This is a genomic window from Arthrobacter sulfonylureivorans (assembly GCF_047607445.1).
Classification (GTDB): domain Bacteria; phylum Actinomycetota; class Actinomycetes; order Actinomycetales; family Micrococcaceae; genus Crystallibacter; species Crystallibacter sulfonylureivorans_A.
The window spans coordinates 28,228-52,110 of record NZ_JBLKRT010000011.1 but is presented as its reverse complement, the minus strand read 5'-3'; the positions used below and the strand labels follow the sequence as shown (position 1 = coordinate 52,110).

Here is a 23,883-nt window from a genome sequence, read left to right as displayed (position 1 = left end):
CGACCGGCCGCGCAACAATCCAAGGGAATACCTGGCCCTTGCTGCCCGTTGGACCAGTAAATGCAAATGCATGTAAACTGATCTCCGACAAGCACTACAGAAGAGGCAAAACCATGGAACTCGGCGTATTCAGCGTCAGCGACGTCACCCTGGACCCGACCACCAACCGCATGCCCACCGAACGCGAACGGATCAAGGCGTCGGTGGCCATCGCCAAAAAGGTCGAAGAGATCGGCATGGACGTGTATGCCATCGGCGAGCACCACAACCCGCCCTTCTTCTCCTCCTCCCCCACCACCCTGCTGGCCTACATCGCCGCGCAGACCGAGCGGATTACGCTGTCCACCGCCACTACGCTGATCACCACCAACGATCCGGTGAAGATCGCCGAAGACTTCGCCATGCTCCAGCATCTGGCCGACGGACGCGTGGACTTGGTCCTGGGCCGCGGCAACACTGCCCCGGTGTACCCCTGGTTCGGCAAGAACATCCAGGACTCGTTGGAGCTCACCGTGGAGAACTACGCCTTGCTGCGCAAGCTCTGGGATGAAGAAGTAGTCAACTGGCAGGGCAAGCACCGCACGCCGCTGCACAACTACACCTCCACGCCGCAACCGCTGGACGGCGTCGCGCCCTTCGTCTGGCACGGCTCCATCCGCACCCCGCAGGTGGCTGAACTGGCCGCTTACTACGGCGACGGTTTCTTCGCGAACAACATCTTCTGGCCGAAGGAGCACTACATGCAGCTCATCGGCCTGTACCGGGAACGCTACGAGCACTACGGCCACGGCACCGCCGACCAGGCCATTGTGGGCTTGGGCGGGCAGTTCTTCATGCGCAAGAACTCGCAGGATGCGGTCAACGAATTCCGCCCGTACTTCGACAACGCCCCGGTCTACGGCCACGGCCCGTCGCTGGAGGACTTCACCGCACAGACCCCGCTGACCGTGGGCAGCCCGGAGCAGGTCATCGAAAAGACCCTGGCCTTCGCCGACTACTTTGGCGACTACCAGCGCCAGCTTTTCCTGATCGACCACGCCGGCCTGCCGCTGAAGACCGTGCTGGAGCAGTTGGACCTGTTCGGGGAAGAGGTGCTGCCGGTGCTGAAGCAGGAATTCGCCGCCCGCAAGCCGGCGCATGTGCCCGATGCCCCCACGCACGCCAGCCGCAAGGCTGCGCGCGACGCCAAGCAGCCGGCCAGCGAGTCGGTGACCAATGGCTGAATCCTCTACCCCTGATATCAGGACGACGGCGGAGGCCTGGGAATCGCTGTTCCGGACCCAGGTGGCGGTAATGCGCCGGATGCAGCAACTGCCCGAGTTCAAAAAGCTCGCGATGCGGGAGTACGACGTGCTCTTCAATCTGAGCTTGTGCCCGGGCGGCTGGAGCCGGCTGAACGAGCTGAATGAAGCCCTGCTGATCAGCCAACCGAGCCTCAGCCGGATGGTGGACCGACTGGAAAAGAAGGGTCTGGTGCTCCGGCGCACGGCCCAGAACGACCAGCGGGGCATCGAAATCTCGTTGACCGAGGAAGGCCGAGCGCTGCAGAAGGAAATTGGCCGGGAGCACGTCAAGCACCTGCACTCCATGCTCGCGCCGCTGCTCACCGAGGATGAATTCGGCCAGCTTCGGGGGCTGACCACCAAGCTGCATGCCGGCCTGAAGAACGACTGACGCGCCGCCGCCCACAGGGCCCGGTTGCTTCCGCGAATGCGGCAGCAACCGGGCCTTGCCTGTCCGTGTGGCGGCCGGATGTACGCGGACCGATCGGCCGCAACGGGTTGGGCCAGTGCCGGGCTAAGGCTGGCAAGACCAGACGGACGCCGGTGCCGCCTCCGCCTCACGCCGATGCTTCCGTCTTAGGCGGGGGCGTCCCCGGAGATCTGCAGCGTCATGATGACCTGCTGCACCGTCTTGAAGTGCTTGGTGGTGATGAAGCGCTCCGCCTCCGCGATCAGCCCGTACTTGTCCAATAGGCCGGTCTTTTCGCCCGGGGCCGGGGTACCGTGGCGCACGGCCGTGGCAAAGGAGTAGGTACCCACGGATTTCGGGCCGTTGACGGTGTTTTCCACTGTGCAGGCCTGGAAGCCGTTGCCGGCCGGCTTGTCGGTCAGCCCATAGGAGCCGAAGTACTTGTAGCCCAGCAGCGTCCGGTACACGAAGACCGGATCGACAGTGTCAGCGGACGCCACGGCTGGCACCTTCGCCGGTTCACTGAGCAGCACCCGCAGTTCGGTGACGCCGCCCGCGCTGCAGGTATCCTTCGGCAGTTTCAGCCGGGTGTGCAGTTCGGCGGCCAGCTTGCCGGACGAGTCTCGGATATCCAGATGCAGTCCGTTGTCCGAGGGCTGGCTGGGCTTGACCTGCCGCTGCACCACCCAATCGGCGGGGATCTCGAAGCTGAGCACGCGGTCGGGGTCGGTGTATACCTTCCAGCCGTCGATGGTGGCTTGACGCACCGGCCCTTTGGCTGCACCGGGCCCGGGCGAAGCGGCGCCGCCCGCCACCACCGCAGGCGACGCGCCCGCACTGGGCGAGGCACCGGCGTCGTTGGTTGGCAGCAGCCCGCACCCGGAAACCAGCGCCAAACACAGGGCCGCAGCAGCACCACGGCCCAGTACGTTCCCTGCCTTCATGGCCCGCTCCCCCTCCGTCAGGTTCCTACCGTAGCCACTGTGCTGACCCGTTCGGAAGAGCTGCGCGCACCGTGTCCTTCTCAGCGCCGCAGCGACTGGATCTCTTTGACAGCGGCGACCACGGACCGGGCTGCCAGCGCGATCTCGGATTCCTTCACGTTGGCCGTAAAGGTCAACCGCACCGCGGTCTGCGCCACCGCCCGGTCGATGCCCATCGCCAGCAGCACCGGTGAGGCCTCGTCGGACCCGGCGGCGCAGGCGGAACCGCTGGAGCAGACCACCCCGCGCCGTTCCAACTCCAGGAGCACCGCTTCGCCGGAGGTTCCGGGGAAGCAGAAGGAGGCGCTGGCCGGCAGCCGCTCGGTCCGGTGTCCGGTCAGCACCGTGCCGGGCAGTTCGCGCAGCACGGTGTCGATCAGGTAGTCGCGGTAGCCGCTGAGCCGCTCGACGTCGGCCACACGGTCACCGGCAGCCAGCGACAGCGCCGTGGCGACCGCCACCGCCCCGGCGACGTTCTCGGTGCCGGAACGTCGGCCGCGTTCCTGTCCCCCGCCGTGCAGCACCGGCTCCAGCGGAACCCGGCCGGCAACGCAGAGCAGGCCGCAGCCCTTGGGTGCGCCCAGTTTGTGCCCGGACACGCTGAGCGCGTCCACGCCCAGGGCCGAGACGTCCAGGTCCAGCCAGCCGGCGGCCTGTACGGCGTCGGTGTGGAACGGCACGTCCGCGGCCCGGCAGAGTTCGCCAATCCGGGCCACCGGCTGGATGGTGCCCACCTCGTTGTTGGCGTACATCACCGTGCACAGCGTGGTGTCCTCGCGCAGCGCTGCACCCAGCGCGTCCAGCCGCACGGCACCCTCGGCGTCCACCGGCACCTGGCTGGCCTCGAAGCCGTGGAACCGGACCAGGTAGTCCACCGCTTCCAGCACGGACGGATGCTCCACCGCGCTGGTGACAATGTGCCTGCCCCGCGGGGCAGCGAGCGCGATCCCCTTGATGGCCAGATTGTTGGATTCGGTCCCGCCCGACGTGAAGATGATCTCCCCGGGCCGGCAGCCCAGCACCTCCGCCGCCTTGCCGCGGGCATAGTCCAGCGCCCGCAGCGCCGCCTCACCCACAGTGTGGTGGCTGGACGGGTTGCCGAAGTCCTGAGTTAGCGCCGGCCACATGGCCTCCAGTACCTCGCGGCGCACCGGCGCGGTGGCCGCGGCATCCAGATAAATCACGACGACGCCGCTTCCCCGCCCGCCGCGCGAGCTGCCACTCGCCCCGCGGACTCCGCGGAAATACGGATGTCCAGGCCCAGGTCCAGCGACCGGACGCTGTGGGTCAACGCGCCGGAGGAGATGATGTCCACCCCGGTCCGCGCGATCGCGCCCACGGTTTCCAGCCGGACATTGCCGCTGGCTTCCACCAAGGCCCGGCCGGCCACCTGCCGGACGCCGGCGCGGAGCTCGTCCAGGCCGAAGTTGTCCAGCATGATGGTGTCCACGCCCGCGGCAAGCACCGGCTCGATCTGCTCGGCCCGGTCCACTTCCACTTCGAAGTGCACGGTGTGCGGCAGCTTGGCCTTGGCCGCCCGCAGGGCCTCGGTCAGGTCGCGGGTGCCGTCCGCGGTGAGTACGGCCAGGTGGTTGTCCTTGGCCATCACCGCGTCGGAGAGCGAATAGCGGTGGTTGTGCCCGCCGCCGCAGCGCACCGCGTAGCGCTCCAGCGCCCGCAGTCCCGGCGTGGTCTTGCGCGTGTCCACCAGCCGGGCACCGGTGCCGGCGGCCTCCGCGACGAAGGCCGCCGTCTGGGTGGCGATTCCGCTCAGCCGCTGCACCAGGTTCAGCGCCACGCGCTCGCCCAGCAGGATGGCCCGGGCGTTTCCGGACAACACTGCCAGCACCTCTCCGGCGGCGAAGTCGGCGCCGTCCTCGATCTTCAGGTCCACCTGCACGGACGGGTCCACCTGGCGGAACACCTCGGTCAATACCGGGCCGCCGGAGAAGAATCCGGGCTCGCGGGCGGCCAGCTCCGCGGTGGCGCTGGCGTCGGCTGGAATCAGCGTGTTGGACGTGATGTCGCCCCACGGCGCGTCCTCGGCGAGCGCCCCGGCGACGGTCCGTTCCAGGGCGGTGCCGTCGATCGGCTGGATAGGGTTCATGGCTGCTCCTGCAGGATTCGCTGGGACGGTCTGGAAAGGGAGGCGGCAGCGCCCACCGTGCGGGCGTTCACGAAAGCCAGCCGCGACCGGTCCGCCGGTGCCTGGGGGTGATCGCTACGGAAATGCGCGCCGATGCTGTTCTGCCGCGCGGCGGCGGCCGCCACTACCAGCCGGGCCAGCGTCAGCAGTGCGGCATCCTCGGCCGACGCGGTACCGGTGACAGGCAGGTGCCACTGCGCCAACTGCAGGGCCGCGTCCTGCAGCGCCGCGCCGTCACGGACCACGCCGGCGGCCGCCGCCATCACGGTCTGGATCTGTTCCCGCGTGCACGGGGTGGTTCCATCATCCGGCACGCTACCGGTATGCCGAGTGTCGCTGCCCGGGGCGCCGGTCGGGACGCCAATATCCAGCGGCACCGCGCGGAACACCGGTGCAGTGGCCGGCAGGTCCAGCGCCGCGACGGCGCGGCGGGCGAAGACCAGCCCCTCCAGCAGCGAGTTCGAGGCCAGCCGGTTGGCTCCGTGCACTCCGGTGCAGGCCACCTCGCCCACCGCGAACAGCCCGGGCACCGAGGTCCGGCCGTCGGCGTCGGTTTGCACCCCGCCCATCCAGTAATGCGAGGCCGGGCGCACCGGCAGCGGCTGGCCGGTCCAGTCGAAGCCCAGCGAGCGGACCGTCGCATCGATCAGCGGGAACCGTGCGGCCAGGAATCCGGGGCCCCGCTGCCGCTCCACGCCGGTGGCGTCCAGGAAGACCTGCGGCACCAGGCCACGTTCCTCCTGCTGCCTCAGCTGCCGATGGATGCAGCGCGAGACCACGTCCCGGGGCGCCAGTTCGGCGGCCGGGTGCAGCACCGGCATAAACCGCTCCCCGGCGGCGTCCACCAGCACGGCCCCTTCGCCGCGCACCGCCTCCGAGATCATGAATGGGCTGCCGCCGGTGGCCGCCGGGTCCAGCAGGGTGGGATGGAACTGGATGAACTCCAGGTCGGCCAACACCGCCCCGGCGTCCCAGGCCAGCGCCACGCCGTCGCCGGTCGCCGTGGCCGGGTTGGTGGTGGCCGGGAACAACTGCCCCGCTCCGCCGGTCGCCAGAATCACGACGTCGGCGGCCAGCTGCGTCGGCGCCGCATCCCCGGCGTTGGCTTCGGTCCGCACCTCCATCGCTTCCACCCCGGCGACGCGGCCCCTGTCCAGCAGCAGCCGCCGCACGCGGGTGTGCTCGAGGATGTGCAGCCGGCCTGCTTCGGCCAAGCGGCAGACCACCCGGATCAGCACTTCGGCGATACCGGCTCCGGTCCGGTCGCCGCCGGCGTGCAGGATCCGCGCCGACGAGTGCGCTCCTTCGAGGCCGAGCGAGAATCCCTCGCCATGCCGGTCGAAGGGCACACCCCACTCTTCCAAGGTGGCGATCTCCTGCGCCGCACCTTCGCACAACAGGCGGACGGTGCCGTCGTCGTTCAACTCCGCGCCCGCGCTGAGCGTGTCCGCCACGTGGGCCGCCACGGAATCCCCCGCCGCCATCCCCTGCGCGGTCACCGCGGTGATACCGCCCTGGGCGTGCCAGGTGTTGGACTCGGCCAGCGAGCCCTTGGTGATGAGAGTGACGGCGGTGTCCGCCCGATTCGCGGCCAGCGCAGCGGCGTAGAGCCCGGCGATGCCGGAGCCCACCACCGCGATGCGCCGGGAGGCTTTGCTGTTCACGGCTTGGCTGCCAGCATCCGTTCCAGCGCCACGCGGGCGGGGACGGCCACGGAATCGGACACGGTGATCCGGTTCAGCACTTCGCCGCCAGGCAGTTCGCCGGTGCCGGCGTAGGCCTCAAGCACCCAGGCCAGGTAGCCCGGGTGGATCCGGTACATGGTGGAGCACGGGCAGATCACCGGATCCAGGCAGAAGATAGTGTGCTGCGGGTACTCGGCGGCCAGCCGGTTGACCAAGTTGATCTCGGTGCCGATGGCGAAGACCGTCGGCTCGGTGGCCGCGGCCACGGCCTTGCGGATGTAGTCGGTGGAGCCGGCTTCGTCCGCGGCGTCCACCACCGGCATGGGGCATTCGGGGTGTACGATCACCCGGACGCCGGGGTATTCGGCGCGGGCCTTGTCGATCTGGTCCACTGTGAAGCGCTTGTGCACCGAGCAGAAGCCGTGCCACAGGATCACCCGCGAGTCGAGCAGCGTGGCTTCGTCATTGCCGCCGAGTGGTTGGCGCGGATTCCACATGGGCATCTGCTCCAGCGGCACGCCCATGGCCTTGGCGGTATTGCGGCCCAGGTGCTGGTCCGGGAAGAAGAGCACGCGGTGGGCGCGCTCGAAGGCCCATTCCAACACGGTCTCGGCGTTCGAAGAAGTGCAGACAATCCCGCCGTTCTCGCCGCAGAATCCCTTGAGCGCGGCCGACGAATTCATGTAGGTCACCGGGATGACCGGGACCTTGCCGTCCGCGTCCGGACCGCTGCCGAGCACACCGGTGAGCTGGTCCCAGCAGGCCTGCACCGAGTCGATGTCCGCCATGTCCGCCATCGAGCAGCCGGCCGCCAGATTCGGCAGGATCACCGCCTGGTCGGGGCCGGAGAGCATGTCCGCGGTTTCGGCCATGAAGTGCACGCCGCAGAACACGATGACCTCCGCTTCGGGCTTCTCCTTGGCGGCGCGGGCCAGCTGGAAGGAATCGCCCACGAAGTCGGCGTACTTGACCACTTCGTCGCGCTGGTAGAAGTGGCCCAGGATCACCAGCTTGTCGCCGAGCTTCTGCTTGGCGGCCAGGATCCGCGCCTCCAGCTCTGCGTCGCTGGCCAGCCGGTACTCGGCCGGGATCTCGCCCTGCCGCGGGGTGGCGGCGGGCGCCGGATCGGCCAACGAGGCGCCCGGCCCGTAGGACGGCGTCCACGCTCCGCTGGCCGACGCGGTGTCGAAGGTCCACGGCCCCTTGGCCAGCCCGGGCGTGCAGGTGGAGGCGGGCACACCCGCGCCGGAAGCCTGCGCTTCCTCGCGGGTGATCAGCTGGATGGTGCTGTTGACCGATGGCATGGTGTTCTCCGTTGTTCTGGGCAGTGGGTCAAGCCTGGCAATCCGTGGTGCTTGCAAGGCCAGTCAGACGGGCGGGCTGCCGCTGAGCTGGGCCTCGCCGCCGGTGTAGCGGTAGAGCCGGGGCGGCCGGTGCCGGCCGCCTTGCAGGTACTCGTCGGTCGGTTCAATGTCCGGCGTGGCGCGCAGCTGGCGGCGGAAGTTGGCGGGATCGAGTTGCTTGCCCAGCACGGCCTCATAGACTTCGCGGACCTGGGCCAGCGTGAACGTGGAGCCCAGGAAGGCGTAAGCGATGGAACTGTATTCCACCTTGTTGCGCAGCCGCCACAGCGCGTACTCCACGATGTGGTTGTGGTCGAAGGCCAGCTGTCCAAGGTCGTCGGCGCGCACCCAGCGGACGTTTTCCGTCTCGCGGGCCAGCGCCGCCTCGTCCGGCTTCACCAGGGCCCAGTAGACAATCGAGACCACGCGCTGGACCGGCGAACGGTCCAGGCCACCGAAAGCGTAGAGCTGCTCCAGGTAGCTCGGTTGCAGTCCGGTGGTCTCCTGCAGATTCCGGGCCGCCGCGTCCTGCAGCGCTTCGTCCGGGCGGAGCGGTCCGCCGGGCAGCGCCCAGAGATCACGGAACGGCTGGCGCGTGCGCCGGACCAGCGGCAGCCACAACGTGGGGCTGCCGGCTTCCGGGTCCGGACGCAGGGCAAAGATGACGGTGGAAATGGCCAGTTCCGGCGGCTGCTGCGCACGCTCGGACACGTTGGCTGAATAGAGCGGCATGGCTGCCTCCTCCCGGAACCTGAGTAAAGGTCATGATGACTAGAACATATGGTAGCGGGTTATGGTCAGAATGACCTCATCAGATTCGGTGGGGAGTCGATTGTGACGCGGGATGCGCAGCGGCGTCGTTACTCGCGCGGGTTCTTGGAGAGGCCCGGGCCGGGCATCGAGGGCCGGGACGCTAGGCTTCACCTCATGCAGCCAGAGGAGCAGCGCCGCCGGTTCGAATGGCCGGACAACGAGGAGATCCTGCGTCGTCGCTACGGTGCCAAACCGCGGCCGGCGAACCACCGCGTGGTGCTGGGCAGCTATGCGTTCGTCAAGGGCTGGCTGGTGGCCCACGGCTCGTGGTTCGCTTTTTCCCTGACCGTGAGCATTATCGACACGGTAATTTCACCAGACTCGGCGGCCCTGAGCTTTTGGGGCCTGGCGCTGATGGTCAGCTTTTTCTTCGCTGCACTCCTGGGCGCTCCGGTTGCCCTCGCGCTGGCCGCCCTACTCCGACCCCTGCGCCGGCAGTGGATCCACGTCCTGGTATTTGCCGTCGGTCTGGGCGGGTTCACGTGGGCCGTTTTTGCCAGCCTCGCCCCGGACACAGGCGCCCTGCCTGCCGTTGTCGCAGCGATCGCCGGAACCGCAGCCGGGCTCGGCCGAGCGGCGGTGATTCCCGACGCCCAAATTTACGACGGCGGCGACAGCCACAGTGCCGAGATCAGCGGGGATCCGCAGCAGCTTTGACCAGCGGTAGCGTCCGCTCCCGGAAATGGCTGTTGAGCACGATCACCGAGGAAGAGCGGAGCACCGTATTGGTCGCCATCACCTCATCGAGCACGCGCTGCAAATCGGCATTCGAACGGGCCACCACACAGGCCAGCAGGTCGCTCTCGCCGGACACGGTATGCAGTTCCAGCACTTCCGGAATATCGGCGAGCGCAGCGGCCACCGCGTCGTGGCCGGACTCCTGCCGGATCACGAACGAACAATAGGCGCGCACGACGTAGCCCAGCGCTTCGGGAGATAGCCGGGGGCCCCAGCCCGACGTCACTCCGGCGCGTTGCATCTTGTCCAACCGGGCCTGTACTGTGGCACGCGCTACTTTCAGTACCCGCGAGGCTTCCAGCACGGACATCCGCGGGTCCTCCGTGAACAGCGCGACGATGTCGGCATCGAGAGAGTCGATCTGCATGACGCTGGGCGTCCTTTCACGTTCGGTCATCGCGGGGTGCGGGAAACCGCTAGACAAATTGTCAGCCTTTGGGCTGCTTTCACCAAACAACAGGACAGTCGATGCCACGACCGCGAGCCAATCCCGTACACCACCGCGACTCCACCGGCACGGCGCCCGGCAGGCTTGGCCACGGCATGAAACAGCGCCAGCTGATCATGATGGGTCTCGGCAGCGCCATCGGCGCCGGCCTTTTCCTCGGCTCCGGGGCGGGCATCCAGGCCGCCGGGCCCGCCGTGCTGATTTCCTACTTGCTGGCGGGCACGCTGGTGATCATCGTGATGTGGGCCCTGGGTGAAATGGCCGCGGCCAACCCCAGCAGCGGCGCCTTCTCGACGTACGCCGACAAGGCGCTTGGCCGCACCGCCGGCGCCACCATCGGCTGGCTCTGGTGGCTGCAGCTGGTCGTGGTGATCGCGGCTGAGGCCGTCGGGGCGGCCGGCCTCCTGGCCACGATCTGGCCGTCGCTGCCTGTCTGGTTGCTCGCGCTGCTCTTCATGGTGCTCTTCACGGTGATCAACCTCTTCGGTGTGCGCAACTATGGAGAATTTGAGTTCTGGTTCGCCATCTTCAAGGTCGTCGCCATCCTGGCCTTCCTCGCCATCGGTGCGGCGCTGATCTTTGGCTGGCTGCCCGACGTGGCCTCGCCCGGACTGGGCGTGATCTTCGGCGGCGACGGCTTCGCCCCCAACGGCATCGCCGGCATCGGCGCCGGACTGCTGGTGGTGATCTTCGCCTTCGGCGGCACCGAGATCGTGGCCGTAGCGGCAGCGGAGACCGAAAACCCGGGAGCCAGCGTCGCCAAGGCCATCCGCACCGTGGTCTGGCGCATTCTGGTGTTCTACTTCGGATCCGTGCTGGTCATCGCCTTGACCGTGCCTTGGGATTCACCGGCCTTGGCATCCCCCTTCGCCGCAGTGCTCTCCGAGGCGAAGATTCCCGGGGCGGACACGGCCATTACCTTGGTCGCGGCCATCGCGCTGCTCTCGGCCCTCAACGCCAACCTGTACGGGGCCTCGCGGATGATTTTCTCCCTCTCGGAGCGGGACGAGGCACCTCACGCCCTGCAACGGCTCAGCCAGCGCCAGGTTCCGATCAGAGCGGTGTTCGCGTCCGTGGCCTTCGGATTCGTGGCCACCGTGCTGGAACTGGTCTTCCCGGAGCGGGTCCTCCCGGTGTTGCTGAACATCGTCGGGTCGACCTGCCTGGTGGTATGGGGGATGGTGCTGCTGTCCCAGCTGGTGTTGCGCCGCCGGGCTGACCGCGAGGGTACCGAACTGCCGTTCCGGATGCGCGGCTTCCCCGCCGTCACCTTCATCGGCCTGGCCTTGCTGACCATCATCCTGGTACTGGGCTTCTTCTCCCCGGCCACCGGTATTCAGCTGCTCTCCACTTTGGTGCTCATTGCCGGCATCGCCGCCGCGGCGAAAATCAACGCCCGCAGACGTACGGCAAAAAGTCCCACTGCTCCCTGACTGGCTTCGCAGTTTGTCCACACCTTTCCGCAAACTAAGCAGCTAACTGCGCACGTTGTTCGGTAAACCGGTTGCATATTGCACACCCCCACCATCGGTGACTATCGTCACGGTTAGCAACCGACGCCGTCGGCCGCCGCTTCCGGCGGGCCACGGCACCGAAACTACGTGGAGGAGCAGGCATGAGCGACACTCTTGCCCTGGACCCGTCGGCCCAGCCCGACCTGTCCGCCGAAGACCTCAAAGAGCTCTACCGGCTGATGGTGGCGGTGCGCCACTTGGACGAATCAGCCATCCGTTGGCAGCGCCAAGGGCTGATTCCCGGCTACGCGCCGGAGCTGGGCCAGGAAGCCGCACAGGTCGGCAGCGGTTACGCACTGGACATGGAACGGGACTTCGTCTTTCCGACCTACCGGGAGATGGGCGTGGCCCGCACCGTGGGTGTGGACATGGTCGAGTACATGTCCACCCACAAGGCCAGCTGGCACGGCGGACTGTATGATCCCCAAGTCTCCCGCTTCGCCCCTATCCAGGCCGTGGTGGCCGGTTCCGTGCTGCACGCCGTCGGCTGGGCCCACGGCCAGACGCTTTCCGGCACCCCTGCCGGCGAGCTCGGGGTGGCCATCACCTACTTCGGCGACGGCGCGAGCTCGCAGGGCGACGTGCATGAAGCGATGAACTTCGCCGCCGTCATGAAGGCCCCCGTGGTCTTCTTCATCCAGAACAACGGATTCGCCATCTCGGTGCCGACCGAGCGCCAGGTGGCCGGCGGCTCGGTGGCCGCCCGCGCCGCCGGATACGCCATGCCGTCGCTCCAGGTGGACGGTAACGACGTAGTGGCCGTGCACCAAGCCACGGCTGCCGCCCTGGCCCACGCCCGCTCCGGCAACGGCCCGGCGATCGTGGAAGCCATGACCTACCGCCGCGGCCCGCATTCCACCAGTGACGACCCGGGCCGCTACCGCACCCTGGCCGAGGAACGCGCCGACGGCGGCGAGGATCCGCTGGCCCGGATGCGCAGCCTGCTGCTGTCCGAGGGCGTCGCCGGCGAGGACTTTTTCGCTGAAGCGCTCGAAGCCGCCCAGGCCGAAGAGGAACGGATCCGCCAGGGCGTGGGGGCACTTGGGTCCCGGCCGGGCACCGAAATGTTCGATTTTGTCTATCAGGAACCCACCCACGCCTTGCAGGCCCAGGCGCGCGCCTGGCGAGAGGAGTCCGAGCATGTCTGAGCACACCACCCTCAGCGACCTCGAAGCCGCCATCGACAACACGTTCGAAACCGATGCCCAGCAGGCGTCCGCTGACGTGGTGGAGCCCGCCGAAGTCACCGCCGTCGAGACCCTCTCCATGCAGCAGGCGCTGAACCGCGCACTGGCCGAGGTGCTGGAGGACAACCCCAAGGCACTGGTGCTGGGCGAGGACGTCGGCCAGCTCGGCGGTGTCTTCCGGATCACCGATGGCCTGCAGAAGAAGTTCGGTGAGGACCGGGTCTTCGACACTCCGCTGGCCGAATCGGGCATTCTGGGCATGTCGGTGGGCCTGGCCATGGCCGGCTACCACCCGATCCCCGAGGTGCAGTTCGATGGCTTCGCCTACCCGGCGATCAACCAGATTGTCTGCCAGGTGGGCCGCATGAACTACCGCAGCCGCGGCACCATGCCGATGCCGATCACGCTGCGGGTTCCCAGCTTCGGCGGCATCCGTGCTCCGGAGCATCACGGCGAGTCGTTGGAATCGCTGTTCGCCCACGTACCCGGGCTGAAGGTGGTCTCCCCCTCCAGCCCGAACGAGGCCTACCACTTGCTCAAGCACGCCGCGACCCGGCCGGATCCGGTGATCTTCATGGAGCCGAAATCCCGTTACTGGCAGAAGGGCCCGGTAGATACGTCACCCGCGGCCGATGCCTACTCCCCCGAAGGTTCCCGGATTGTCCGCGAAGGCAAGCACCTGACGCTGGTCGCTTGGGGGGCCATGGTGGCCCGCTGCCTGCAGGTGGCGGAGCTCGCCGCCGAAGACGGCATCGACATCGAGGTGCTGGACCTGCGCTGGCTCAAGCCGATCGACGCCGAGGGACTGGCGGCGTCCGTGGCCAAGACGCGACGCGCCGTCGTCGTGCATGAAGCGCCGCTGACCTCCGGTCTGGGCGCCGAAGTGGCAGCGCTGATCACCGAGCGCTGCTTCGGCACCCTGCGTGCGCCCGTTGAACGGGTGACCGGATTCGACGTACCGTACCCGTCAGGAGATCTGGAAGACGAGTACGTACCCAACATTGACCGCATCCTGTTCGGGATCCAGCGAGTATTGGAGTATCGCCGTGGCTGAAATTTCGTTCCCCCTGCCCGACCTGGGCGAAGGCCTGATCGAAGCGACCGTGCTGGAGTGGCTGGTTGCCGAGGGCGAGCAGATCGAGCGCAACCACCCGCTGGTGGAGGTGGAGACCACCAAGTCAGCCGTTGAGCTGCCCTCGCCGCAGGCCGGCAAGGTGGTGAAAATCTACGGCGGCCCAGGTGACATCATCAAGGTGGGCGAACCGCTGATCGTCTTCGAGGTTCCCGACGACACCGCCGGTATTGTGGGCACTGTACCGAAGGAAGAAGCGCCCAAGCGCCGCGTCCGCTTGACCGCGGCGCTCGACGACGAGGACTAAGCATGGGAACCCACCGGGAGCACACCGTTGAAGGCGTCGACCCGCACTTGCACGTGCAAGTGCACGAGGCCGCCGAGGGCACCGAAGGTCCTCGCCGCCCAGTGATCCTGCTCCACGGTTTCGCCTCCTCTGCCAAGCTCAACTGGGAGGACGCCGGCTGGATCACCGCGCTGACGCAGGCGGGCCGGCGCGTGGTCACGGTAGACCTGCCCGGCCACGGCGAAAGCACTGCCCCCGAAGAAATGGATGCCTACGCGCCCAGCCGGATCCGTGCCGACCTGCTGCAGTTGATCCAGGACGCCAAGGTCCGGCTCTTGAAAGAGGACGACGGCGACACCGGGGTGGACCTGATCGGCTACTCCCTCGGCGCCCGGCTGGCCTGGGAATTCGGCGCCACCCAGCCGGAACTGGTCCGGCGGATGGTACTTGGCGGCCCGGGCAGCGCAGACCCGCTGGCAGACTTCGACCTGCACGCCGCCCAGCGCTTCCTGGCCGACGGGACGCCGATCGAGGACGTCAACACCGCTGAATTGCTGCGGATGGCCAAACTGGTGCCGTCAAATGACATCTTCGCGCTGATGACCATGATCGAAGCGATCAAGACGGAACCGTTTGTGCCCGCCGAAGCCGTGCCGAAAATGCCCATCCTGCTGGTGGCCGGCGACAGGGACGACCTGGCGACCACCGCTCCTGAGCTGGCAGCGCTAGCCGAGGCAGCCGAGTTGGTCTGGCTGCCGGCCCGCACGCACGCCAATGCGGTGACTTCCCGCACTTTTAAGTCCGCCGCCATCGAATTCCTCGCCGGATAACCCATTTTCGCCCCCAACCGTAGACGCCAAGCAGGCTGATCATCGGTACAATTGCCGACGACAGTAAAATCCTGGGGCGTGGAGGCTTGATGGAGACAATCCTGGGCGGGCGCTACAGGACACGGGAGCTTATCGGCACCGGTGGGGCAGCGTCCGTATACCGGGCCGTGGATGAATCTTTGGGCCGCGACGTGGCCGTCAAGATGTTCGCTCCGACGACGCCCGATGACGACGAGTACCGGCGGCAGCACACCGAAACACTGCTGCTGGCAACCCTGAACCACCCCGGTTTGGTCACCTTGCTGGACGCCGGCCTGCATACCGCCGACGACGGCGCGACCACCAGTTTTCTGGTGATGGAACTGATTGAAGGGGCCGACCTGCGGCGCAAGCTGCGCGCCGGTCCGCTCACGTCCGTCGAAACAGCGCAGATTGGCGCCGATCTGGCCGATGCGCTGAACTACATTCACGACCAGGGCGTGATCCATCGCGATGTGAAGCCCGCCAACATCCTGCTGGCCAACGGGCATGCGGCAGACACCCGGCACCACCCCAAGTTGTCTGATTTCGGCATTGCGCGGATGGTCGAAGCCAGCATGGCAACGGCCCAGGGCGCGACCATCGGAACCGCCAACTACCTCAGCCCGGAACAGGCCTTGGGCCACCCGGTCACCGGAGCCAGCGATGTCTATTCGCTGGCGCTGGTCCTGCTCGAATGCCTCACCCACCAGAAGGCTTTTTCCGGCACGCCGATGGAGGCAGCCCTGGCCCGACTGCTGCGTGACCCGGAGGTGCCGGCCTCGCTCCCTGGCCACTGGAAAGACCTGCTCACCCGGATGACCAACCGCGACCCGGACGCGCGGCCTTCCGCGCACGAGGTCGCCGTGAGCCTGCGGAACCTGGCCGAAGCACCGCTTCCCGATCAGTCGGCACTGACATTGCCCTCCAGCGCTTCCGCCGGACCCGATGGATCCGATGCGTCCGATGGGCCCGCCAAGGTTGTCGCCTCCGCCCCGGTTCATTTCCCCGCTGCCCGACCATCCGGCGCCGGATCATCCGCTACCGGGTCATCCACCGGGGACCCGGCTGCGGCCGTTCAGCCTATGCCCGGGCCGCCGACGGGCGGCGCACCGTCTGCTGAGTCACCCGGAGAGCGCACCGGCGGGAATACGACGGGAAACCTGGCCATCCCCGCGCCACCGAACCGCGCTCCCAGCGTGGGCTGAATATCGGCAATTCCATAGTCTTTGAAACACCCTGAGCCGCCGCTACAGTATTAGCCAGATCCCGGGTGGCCAACGACCGCGTGTCAGCCACGAAACGGGCAGCAGCATCTTGACATAGGCGGCTTTCCGCCAGCCATCTTTCCTTCTTTGCGGTCAGGCCCACCCGTCTCTACGGTCGGGCGCATCCGTCTCCGCCTCCGGGGCCGGGCCCACCCGTCTCTACGGTCGGGCGCATCCGCCTCCGCCTCCGGGGCCGGATCCATCCGTGCGGGCCGCCATCCCCGAACAGCAGCGGACAAGGACAGCACCGGCACCATTCCAACTTCCCGACCGATCGGTCGAGAAATGTTTCGCCAGCCTCTTGACGTGGCTTCCGCCACACGCCATGATGGATCGTATACGATTTCGTACTTCACAGGAGGATGCTTTGTCCGAAGGCAACGTCACCCAGTCCGCCGCCACGCTGCAGACGGTGGATACTAAGATCCTGGAGGACGCCGGCAAGGTGCTGGCCGTACACCTCTCCTACAGTTCCCGGGCGGCACAGCGCGGACGGGTTCCAGCGAACCCTTCCTACTTCATGAAGGCCTCCTCCTCGCTGGCCCTCTCCGGCGGCACCGTGGAGCGTCCCGCCAACACCGAACTGCTGGCCTTCGAGGGTGAAATCGCCCTAATCATCGGCAAGCCCGCCCGCCGCGTCTCCGTCGAGGACGCCTGGGATTACGTGGGCCAGGTGACCGCCAGCAACGATCTGGGCGTCTACGACATCAAGTACGCGGACAAAGGCTCCAACATCCGTTCCAAGTCCGGCGACGGCTTCACCCCGATCGGCCCGGCCCTGCTGCCGGCCGCGTCGGTCAACCCGGACGCGCTGCGGATCCGCACCTGGGTCAACGGCGAGGTGGTCCAGGACGACACCACCGCCGGCCTGATCTTCTCCTTCGCGCGGATTGTGGCCGATCTGTCCCAGCTGATGACCCTGCACCCGGGCGATGTGATCCTCACCGGCACCCCGGCCGGCTCCTCCGTGATCGTGCCGGGCGACGTCGTCGAGGTTGAAGTATCCGATGAAGCCGCTGGCCTGAGCACCGGCCGCCTGTCCACCACGGTCACCCAGGGCGAAGCGGAATTCGCCTCCTTCGGCAACACCCCGAAGATCACCGACCAGGACCGGATTGACGCGTTCGGCAGCGAAGAAGCCGCCGGGCTGGCTCCGGCGGTCACCGGCAAGTCCGCGCTGACCGAAGACGTCAAGGCCAAGCTGCTCTCGGTTGCCACGGCCACGATCTCCGGCGCGCTGCGCAAGCGCGGGCTGAACAATGTCAGCGTCGACGGCCTGCTGGCCACCAAGCCCGGCCAGAAGGTCATCGGCACCGCGCGCACGCTGCGCTACGTGCCCAACCGCGAGGACCTGTTCAAGTCCCACGGCGGCGGCTACAACGCCCAGAAGCGCATCATCGACGCCATCGGCCCGGGCGAGATCCTGGTCATGGAGGCCCGCGGCGAAAAGGGCTCCGGCACGCTCGGCGACATCCTCGCCCTGCGCAGCCAGGTACGCGGCGCCGAAGCCATCATTACCGACGGCGGTGTCCGCGACCTGTCCGAGGTGGCGGCCTTGGAGATCCCCACCTTCTACAACGGCGCCCACCCGGCGGTCCTCGGCCGCAAGCACGTCCCCTGGGACACCGACGTCACGGTCGCCTGCGGCGGCACCACCATCCAGCCCGGCGACATCATTGTGGCCGACGACAACGGCATCCTGGTCATCCCGCCGGCCCTGGCCGCGGAAATCGCCGACGAGGTTGTGGAGCAGGAACGCCAGGACACCTTCGTCTTCGAGATGGTCAAGCAAGGCCACAAGATCGAGGGCCTGTTCCCAATGAACGCAGAATGGCGCACCCGGTACGACGCCTGGGTCGCGGAGCAGCAGAAGTGACCACCCTGGCCCCCAGCAAATCGGAGCAGGCCTACGAGCTGCTCCACGAGCGGATCGCCAAGGGCGAACTGGTGCCCGGGTACCGGTTGGTCCTCGGCACCATCGCCGCGGAGCTGGGCTGCAGCACGGTGCCGGTGCGCGAGGCGATCCGCCGGCTGGAGGCCGAGGGGCTCGTCACCTTCGAGCGCAACATCGGCGCGACGGTGGCCGCCGTTGACGCCGAGCTGTACCTGCACACCATGGAGACGCTGGCCGTCATCGAGGGAGCGGCAACGGCGCTGGCCGCTCCGCTGCTCTCCGCGGTGGACCTGGCCGAGGCGCGTGCCATCAACGCCGAGCTGCGCCGCTGCCTAGACGACTTCGATCCGCCCCGCTTCACCCAGCTCAACGACAGGTTCCACGCCGTGCTGTACGAGCGCTGCCCCAACCCGCACATCCTGGACCTGGTCCACCGGGGCTGGAACCGGCTCAACGCCATGCGGGCTTCCAGCTTCAGCCACATTCCCGGCCGTGCCCGCTCCTCCGTGGAGGAACACGAGCATCTGCTGGATTTGATCGACGCCGGTGCCAGCACCAGCGAGGTGGAGAAGGCGGCCCGGGCCCACCGGACCAACACGCTCAATGCCTACCTGGCCGCGGACGGCATGCCGCCCTCACCCCTCTAGACCCAACCGACTACCTCAAGACCTGCAACCCCCATTGGAAAGGACCATCATGGCCGAGCACTTTGTTCCGGACAACCTGCCTACCCATCTGCAGCACTACATCGGCGGCAAGCTCGTCGACTCGATCGACGGCGACACCTTCGACGTGCTGGACCCGGTCACCAACAAGCCGTACATCAAGGCAGCTTCCGGCAAGGTCGCCGACGTCGCCGCAGCCGTGGCCGCCGCCAAGGACGCCTTCGAGAACGGCCCCTGGCCGTCCATGCTGCCGCGCCAGCGCTCCCGGGTGCTGCACAAGATCGCCGACATCGTCGAGTCCCGCGGCCAGGAACTGGCCGAAATGGAGTGCTTCGACACCGGGCTGCCGATCAAGCAGGCCCTGGGGCAGGCCCAGCGCGCCGCGGAAAACTTCCGCTTCTTCGCCGACCTGATCGTGTCCCAGCACGACGACGCCTTCAAGGTCCCCGGCCGCCAGGCCAACTACGTCAACCGCAAGCCGATCGGCGTCGCCGGCCTGATTACGCCGTGGAACACGCCGTTCATGCTGGAGTCCTGGAAGCTGGGCCCGGCGCTGGCGACCGGCAACACGGTGGTCCTGAAGCCTGCCGAGTTCACCCCGCTCTCCGCGTCCCTGTGGCCCGGGATCTTCGAGGAAGCGGGCCTGCCCGAGGGCGTCTTCAACATCGTCCACGGCTTCGGTGAAGAAGGCTTCGCCGGCGACTCGCTGGTCAAGCACCCGGACGTCCCGCTGATCTCCTTCACCGGCGAGTCGCGCACCGGCCAGATCATCTTCGCCAACGCGGCCCCGTACCTGAAGGGCCTGTCCATGGAGCTGGGCGGCAAGTCCCCTGCCGTCGTGTTCGCCGACGCCGATCTCGAAGCCGCCATCGACGCGACCATCTTCGGTGTCTTTTCCCTCAACGGCGAGCGCTGCACCGCCGGTTCGCGCATCCTGGTGGAGCGGAGCATCTACGACGAATTCGTCGAGCGCTACTCGGCCCAGGCCAAGCGCGTCAAAGTGGGCTACCCCCACGACGAGGCCACCGAGGTGGGCGCCCTGGTCCACCCGGAGCACTTCGAGAAGGTCATGTCCTACGTGGAAATCGGCAAGCAGGAAGCCCGCCTGACCGCCGGCGGCGGCCGCCCGGAGAACTTCCCGGAGGGCAACTTCATCCAGCCGACCGTCTTCGCCGACGTGGCTCCGGACGCCCGCATCTTCCAGGAAGAGATCTTCGGCCCGGTCGTGGCCATCACCCCGTTCGACACGGACGAGGAGGCGCTGGAGCTGGCCAACAACACCAAGTACGGGCTCGCCGCCTACATCTGGACGAACGACCTCAAGCGGTCGCACAACTTCGCCCAAAACGTGGAGGCCGGCATGGTGTGGCTGAATTCCAACAACGTCCGCGACCTGCGCACTCCCTTCGGCGGTGTGAAGGCGTCCGGTCTGGGCCATGAGGGCGGCTACCGCTCCATCGATTTCTACACCGACCAGCAGGCCGTCCACATCAACCTCGGCGAGGTGCACAACCCGGTCTTCGGCAAGGCCGAGGATGCCGCCGCAGTCACGGACGCCTAACCCCATCCCCCACCGCTCGAAGGAGAGAGAAACATGAGCAACGAAATCCCCAAGCCCTCCGTCCCGGCCCCGGACATCCTGCGCTGCGCCTACATGGAGATCGTGGTGACCGATCTGGCCAAGTCCCGTGCGTTCTACGTGGACCTGCTGGGCCTGCACGTGACCCACGAAGACGACGAAGCGATCTACCTGCGCTCGTTCGAAGAGTTCATCCACCACAACCTGGTGCTGCGCAAGGGACCGATCGCCGCCGTCGCCGCCTTCGCCTACCGGGTGCGCACCCCGGAGGACGTGGACCGCGCCGAGGCTTACTACAAGGAACTGGGCTGCCGCACCGAGCGCCGCAAGGAAGGCTTCGTCAAGGGCATTGGGGACTCGCTGCGGGTGGAGGATCCGCTGGGCTTCCCGTACGAGTTCTTCCACGAAGTGGACCACGTGGAGCGCCTGCACATGCGCTACGACCTCTACTCCGCCGGCGAACTGGTGCGCCTGGACCACTTCAACCAGGTCACCCCGGACGTCCCGCGCGGCCGCAAGTACCTGGAGGACCTGGGCTTCCGCGTCACCGAGGACATCAAGGACTCCGACGGCGTGACCTATGCCGCCTGGATGCACCGGAAGGGCACCGTGCACGACACCGCCCTGACCGGCGGCAACGGACCGCGCATGCACCACGTGGCCTTCTCCACCCATGAGAAGCACAACATCATCCAGATCTGCGACAAGATGGGCGCGCTGCGCATGTCCGACCGGATCGAGCGCGGCCCGGGCCGCCACGGTGTGTCCAACGCGTTCTACCTGTACATTCTGGATCCGGACGGCCACCGTGTGGAGATCTACACCCAGGACTACTACACCGGCGATCCGGACAACCCCGTGATCACCTGGGACGTGCACGACAACCAGCGCCGCGACTGGTGGGGCAACCCGGTGGTCCCGTCCTGGTACACCGAGGCATCTCTGGTGCTGGACCTCGACGGCAACCCGCAGGAAGTCGTCGAGCGCACCGACAGCTCGGAAATGGCGGTGACCATCGGCGCCGACGGCTTCTCCTTCACCCGGGAAGATGACGAAGACGGCACCTTCCGCGGCCAGGCCGCCAAGGGCTTCAAGATCGGCAACCAGGTCTAGTTCCGTTCAGGCCCGCTAAAGGCCCGCTTGAATAACGACGCCGGTGGGCGGCTTCCGTACGGGGGCCGCCCACCGGCGTCTGCCCACCCTTGCCGCTTCCGCCCGCCGATGCAACACTGGCTGCTACTGGGGGCCGGTCAGCGGCCGGCGGGCTGCCGTTGGCCAACACTCTATGGGGAAGAGGAACGCCGATGTCTGCTCTGCACAAGCTGATGGAACGGATCGAGCAAACCGAAGCGCTGGACAAGGTGGCCCAGCCGGTGGCCGCCCTGGTTGGCCGCCTGGTTAAACCGCGGTTGGTCAGGAACGTCCTCAGCGGCAGCTATCTGGGGCATCCGCTGCATCCACTGATGACCGACCTGCCCATTGGCGCGTGGACCATGTCGACGCTGCTGGACACGGTGGGCGGCCGCCGCGCCGAGCCCGCCGCCGATTTGCTGGTCACCGCCGGTATCCTGACCGCGGCGCCCACGGCTTGGGCCGGACTCAACGACTGGTCAGACACGCAGGGCGAAGACCGCCGGGTGGGAATCGTGCATGCCGCCGCGAACGCGTCGGCACTGATCTGCTTCACCGCCTCGCTGGCGGCGCGCTGCAGCGGCCACCGCGGAGTTGCCAAGGTGATCGCCCTGGGCGGATTCGGCCTGCTCATGTCCGGCGGTTACCTCGGCGGGCACTTGAGCTACTCGCGCGGCGTCAACGTCAACCACACGGCGTGGCGGGAAGGGCCGGCCGCATGGACCGGCGTGCTGGCCGCCAGCGAACTGGCCGACAACACGCCGCAACTGGCAAAGGTCGGCGACGTCTCGCTGGTCCTGTACCGCAACGGCGGGACTGTCCGGGCCCTGGACAGCGTCTGCAGCCACATGGGCGGTCCGCTGGACGAGGGGACGGTCGACGACGGGTGCATCACCTGCCCCTGGCACGGCAGCACCTTCCGCCTGGCGGACGGCAGCGTTGTCAGGGGCCCGGCCAGTTCCGAGCAGCCGGGCTACGAGACCCGAGTCCGCGAGGGACAGATCGAAGTTCGCCGGCGCTGACCGGCGGGCCGGTTCTAGCGGCGCCCGGAGCTCGCCGCGGACAACCGCGAGCTGCGCCTGGCATCGGCCACGGCGATCAGCAGTGTGGCGACCACCGAAGCAGCGGTGACACACAGGCCCGCGGTAATCGCTGCCGTCCAGCCGGCCCGGGCCTGGACCGCAAAGGCCACGGCGGTGATCACGGCAATGCCCACGGCAGTGCCGATCCGCTGCGATGTCTGCAGCACTCCCCCGGCGCTGCCCGAATACTCCAGCGGCACTTCGGCGAGGGTGAGTGTCTGGTTGGGAGTGATGATCAGGCCCTGCGCCATACCGATGAATGACAACGTCAGCAGCATCCACCAGATGCTGAGCACCCCGGCCGCCTCCCCTAGGATGACGGCGATGGTCAGGCCGAGCCCCAGCAACGCACAGAGGATTCCGACCACGATCGATGTCCGCCCGTGCTCCAGGACGCGCTGGCCCGACCAGTGCGACGCATAGGCGCCGAGCAGGGCGGCGGGCAGACCGATCAGCCCGGCCTCGAGCGCGGTGCCGCCCAGCCCTTGCTGGATGTAGAGGGCCACCAGCACCCACACACTGGTCACTCCCATGAAGTACAGGCCGGCGATCAGAGAGCCGTTCGAAAAGCTGTGCGTGCGGAATATGCGCAGATCCACCATTGGGCTCCGGCCCCGGCGCCGGTAGGCGTGTTCCCACCACGCCCACAACGCCAGCAGCGCAGCGCCGCCCGGCAGCAGCAGCCAGATCCAGGGCCCGGCCCCGCGTTCCACGAAAGGCAACAGCAGGGCCAGCACGGCCAGGCCCAGGAGCACCGCTCCGAGGGGATCCAGATCCCGGTCGGCATCGGCCGCCATGGGACGGCCGGCCCCGGCGTGACGGGGTTTGAACCACACTAACGCGAGCACAATGGCCAGGATCCCCACCGGGACATTCACCAGGAACGTCCAGCGCCACCCCTCCTGCACACCGACGAACTCGATGATCATCCCGCCTAGCAAGGGCCCGATGGCCACCGAAATGCCGATCACGCTGCCGAGTGCACCGTAGGCCCGGCCGCGTTCGGCACCGCGAAAGTACTGCTGGATCATGCCCACGGCCTGCGGATTCAGCAGTCCGGAACCGAGTCCTTGCAGAAAGCGCGTGATGTTCAAGCTGAGCGGGTCGGGGGCCAGTCCGGCGGCCACCGAGGCCAGCGTGAAGAGCGCGACGCCGGCGATGAACAACGGACCGCGGCCCAGGATGTCTCCCGCCCGGCCTGCAGCCACCAGCACCACGCCGAAGGTCAGGGCGTAGCCGGACAGAACCCACTGCAGGTCCGAATCGGAGGCGCCCAGCCCGATCTGGATGGACGGCAGCACCACGTTGACAATGCTGACGCTCACCAGCGACATGAAAATGGCCACCAGCAGCACAGACAGGATCCGCCAGCGGCCGGGATCCGGCACATACCCCTGCTCGGCGCCGTCCAGCCCGTCCGGGCTCTCCGTTATGCCGGCGGCGGGACGATTCTGAGCGGGGTGTGGAGCGGAGTCAGGGTCTGGGGTCACCCCTCATTCATACGCCGGG

General features: G+C 67.6%; 22 protein-coding genes. 14 read left to right on the top strand and 8 right to left on the bottom strand.

All coding sequences use genetic code 11. The features are described from left to right. Positions 1 to 113 precede the first annotated feature (113 nt). A complete protein-coding gene (locus ACMX2H_RS07270) occupies positions 114 to 1,223 on the top strand; it encodes an LLM class flavin-dependent oxidoreductase (protein ID WP_414959867.1) in 1,110 nt (369 codons plus the stop codon). Next, complete coding sequence (locus tag ACMX2H_RS07265) at positions 1,216 to 1,674, top strand: MarR family winged helix-turn-helix transcriptional regulator (RefSeq protein WP_414959866.1); 459 nt, start codon at positions 1,216 to 1,218, stop codon at positions 1,672 to 1,674. The genes ACMX2H_RS07270 and ACMX2H_RS07265 overlap by 8 nt, the downstream gene beginning before the upstream one ends. A 185-nt stretch (positions 1,675 to 1,859) precedes the next feature. Here the strand turns inward: ACMX2H_RS07265 and ACMX2H_RS07260 are convergent, their stop codons facing one another. The 6 genes from ACMX2H_RS07260 to ACMX2H_RS07235 all read right to left on the bottom strand — a co-directional run bounded on the left by ACMX2H_RS07260 (position 1,860) and on the right by ACMX2H_RS07235 (position 8,581). Then, positions 1,860 to 2,636, bottom strand: a complete 777-nt coding sequence (locus ACMX2H_RS07260; RefSeq protein WP_414959865.1) for a hypothetical protein — start codon at positions 2,634 to 2,636, stop codon at positions 1,860 to 1,862. Positions 2,637 to 2,716: 80 nt separating this feature from the next. Beyond that, the gene (locus ACMX2H_RS07255) at positions 2,717 to 3,859 is read right to left on the bottom strand and encodes a cysteine desulfurase family protein (protein ID WP_414959864.1); all 1,143 of its coding nucleotides are present in this window, start codon (positions 3,857 to 3,859) and stop codon (positions 2,717 to 2,719) included. After that, complete coding sequence (gene nadC / locus ACMX2H_RS07250) at positions 3,856 to 4,782, bottom strand: carboxylating nicotinate-nucleotide diphosphorylase (RefSeq protein WP_414959863.1); 927 nt, start codon at positions 4,780 to 4,782, stop codon at positions 3,856 to 3,858. The genes ACMX2H_RS07255 and nadC overlap by 4 nt, the downstream gene beginning before the upstream one ends. Continuing rightward, entirely contained in the window at positions 4,779 to 6,485 is a 1,707-nt protein-coding gene (nadB, locus tag ACMX2H_RS07245) for an L-aspartate oxidase (RefSeq protein WP_414959862.1), read from the bottom strand. The genes nadC and nadB overlap by 4 nt, the downstream gene beginning before the upstream one ends. Further along, positions 6,482 to 7,810: a quinolinate synthase NadA gene (gene nadA / locus ACMX2H_RS07240; RefSeq protein WP_414959861.1), complete on the bottom strand. Its 1,329-nt coding sequence runs from the start codon at positions 7,808 to 7,810 to the stop codon at positions 6,482 to 6,484. The genes nadB and nadA overlap by 4 nt, the downstream gene beginning before the upstream one ends. Before the next feature lie 63 nt (positions 7,811 to 7,873). Then, positions 7,874 to 8,581, bottom strand: a complete 708-nt coding sequence (locus ACMX2H_RS07235) for an NUDIX hydrolase (RefSeq protein ID WP_414959860.1) — start codon at positions 8,579 to 8,581, stop codon at positions 7,874 to 7,876. A 195-nt stretch (positions 8,582 to 8,776) separates the two neighbouring features. Here ACMX2H_RS07235 and ACMX2H_RS07230 point away from each other — a divergent pair, with 195 nt between their 5' ends. Continuing rightward, positions 8,777 to 9,319 carry a hypothetical protein gene (locus tag ACMX2H_RS07230; protein WP_414959859.1) on the top strand — a complete coding sequence of 181 codons (543 nt, stop codon included), beginning with the start codon at positions 8,777 to 8,779 and terminating at the stop codon, positions 9,317 to 9,319. On the opposite strand, the gene ACMX2H_RS07225 is transcribed toward ACMX2H_RS07230, so the two are convergent. Then, entirely contained in the window at positions 9,294 to 9,767 is a 474-nt protein-coding gene (locus ACMX2H_RS07225; RefSeq protein ID WP_414959858.1) for an Lrp/AsnC family transcriptional regulator, read from the bottom strand. The two genes, ACMX2H_RS07230 and ACMX2H_RS07225, sit on opposite strands and share 26 nt — an antisense overlap. Before the next feature lie 197 nt (positions 9,768 to 9,964). Between ACMX2H_RS07225 and ACMX2H_RS07220 the strand changes: the two genes are divergently transcribed. From ACMX2H_RS07220 to ACMX2H_RS07170, 11 genes are all read left to right on the top strand, one after another. Beyond that, the gene (locus ACMX2H_RS07220; protein WP_414959913.1) at positions 9,965 to 11,281 is read left to right on the top strand and encodes an amino acid permease; all 1,317 of its coding nucleotides are present in this window, start codon (positions 9,965 to 9,967) and stop codon (positions 11,279 to 11,281) included. 182 nt (positions 11,282 to 11,463) lie between these two features. Then, on the top strand, positions 11,464 to 12,510 hold the full coding sequence (locus ACMX2H_RS07215) for a thiamine pyrophosphate-dependent enzyme (RefSeq protein ID WP_414959857.1): 1,047 nt from the start codon (positions 11,464 to 11,466) through the stop codon (positions 12,508 to 12,510). Between the two features lie 118 nt (positions 12,511 to 12,628). Beyond that, the gene (locus ACMX2H_RS07210; protein ID WP_414959912.1) at positions 12,629 to 13,603 is read left to right on the top strand and encodes an alpha-ketoacid dehydrogenase subunit beta; all 975 of its coding nucleotides are present in this window, start codon (positions 12,629 to 12,631) and stop codon (positions 13,601 to 13,603) included. Continuing rightward, on the top strand, positions 13,596 to 13,928 hold the full coding sequence (locus ACMX2H_RS07205; protein WP_136786678.1) for a biotin/lipoyl-containing protein: 333 nt from the start codon (positions 13,596 to 13,598) through the stop codon (positions 13,926 to 13,928). The genes ACMX2H_RS07210 and ACMX2H_RS07205 overlap by 8 nt, the downstream gene beginning before the upstream one ends. A 2-nt stretch (positions 13,929 to 13,930) precedes the next feature. Further along, positions 13,931 to 14,737 carry an alpha/beta fold hydrolase gene (locus ACMX2H_RS07200; protein ID WP_414959856.1) on the top strand — a complete coding sequence of 269 codons (807 nt, stop codon included), beginning with the start codon at positions 13,931 to 13,933 and terminating at the stop codon, positions 14,735 to 14,737. An 89-nt stretch (positions 14,738 to 14,826) separates the two neighbouring features. Then, complete coding sequence (locus tag ACMX2H_RS07195; RefSeq protein ID WP_414959855.1) at positions 14,827 to 15,963, top strand: serine/threonine-protein kinase; 1,137 nt, start codon at positions 14,827 to 14,829, stop codon at positions 15,961 to 15,963. A 427-nt stretch (positions 15,964 to 16,390) separates the two neighbouring features. Beyond that, positions 16,391 to 17,899: a fumarylacetoacetate hydrolase family protein gene (locus ACMX2H_RS07190; protein WP_414959854.1), complete on the top strand. Its 1,509-nt coding sequence runs from the start codon at positions 16,391 to 16,393 to the stop codon at positions 17,897 to 17,899. Further along, positions 17,854 to 18,564 (top strand): GntR family transcriptional regulator, encoded by a 711-nt coding sequence (locus ACMX2H_RS07185; protein ID WP_414959853.1) that lies wholly within the window; start codon positions 17,854 to 17,856, stop codon positions 18,562 to 18,564. The genes ACMX2H_RS07190 and ACMX2H_RS07185 overlap by 46 nt, the downstream gene beginning before the upstream one ends. Before the next feature lie 49 nt (positions 18,565 to 18,613). Continuing rightward, positions 18,614 to 20,143: a 5-carboxymethyl-2-hydroxymuconate semialdehyde dehydrogenase gene (gene hpaE / locus ACMX2H_RS07180; protein ID WP_414959852.1), complete on the top strand. Its 1,530-nt coding sequence runs from the start codon at positions 18,614 to 18,616 to the stop codon at positions 20,141 to 20,143. Positions 20,144 to 20,176: 33 nt separating this feature from the next. Continuing rightward, a complete protein-coding gene (gene hpaD / locus ACMX2H_RS07175) occupies positions 20,177 to 21,274 on the top strand; it encodes a 3,4-dihydroxyphenylacetate 2,3-dioxygenase (protein WP_136786683.1) in 1,098 nt (365 codons plus the stop codon). 191 nt (positions 21,275 to 21,465) lie between these two features. Then, positions 21,466 to 22,314 carry a Rieske (2Fe-2S) protein gene (locus ACMX2H_RS07170; RefSeq protein WP_414959851.1) on the top strand — a complete coding sequence of 283 codons (849 nt, stop codon included), beginning with the start codon at positions 21,466 to 21,468 and terminating at the stop codon, positions 22,312 to 22,314. Positions 22,315 to 22,328: 14 nt separating this feature from the next. Here the strand turns inward: ACMX2H_RS07170 and ACMX2H_RS07165 are convergent, their stop codons facing one another. Continuing rightward, positions 22,329 to 23,864, bottom strand: coding sequence for an MFS transporter (locus tag ACMX2H_RS07165; protein WP_414959850.1), 1,536 nt, complete (start codon positions 23,862 to 23,864; stop codon positions 22,329 to 22,331). Between the last annotated feature and the right edge of the window lie 19 nt (positions 23,865 to 23,883).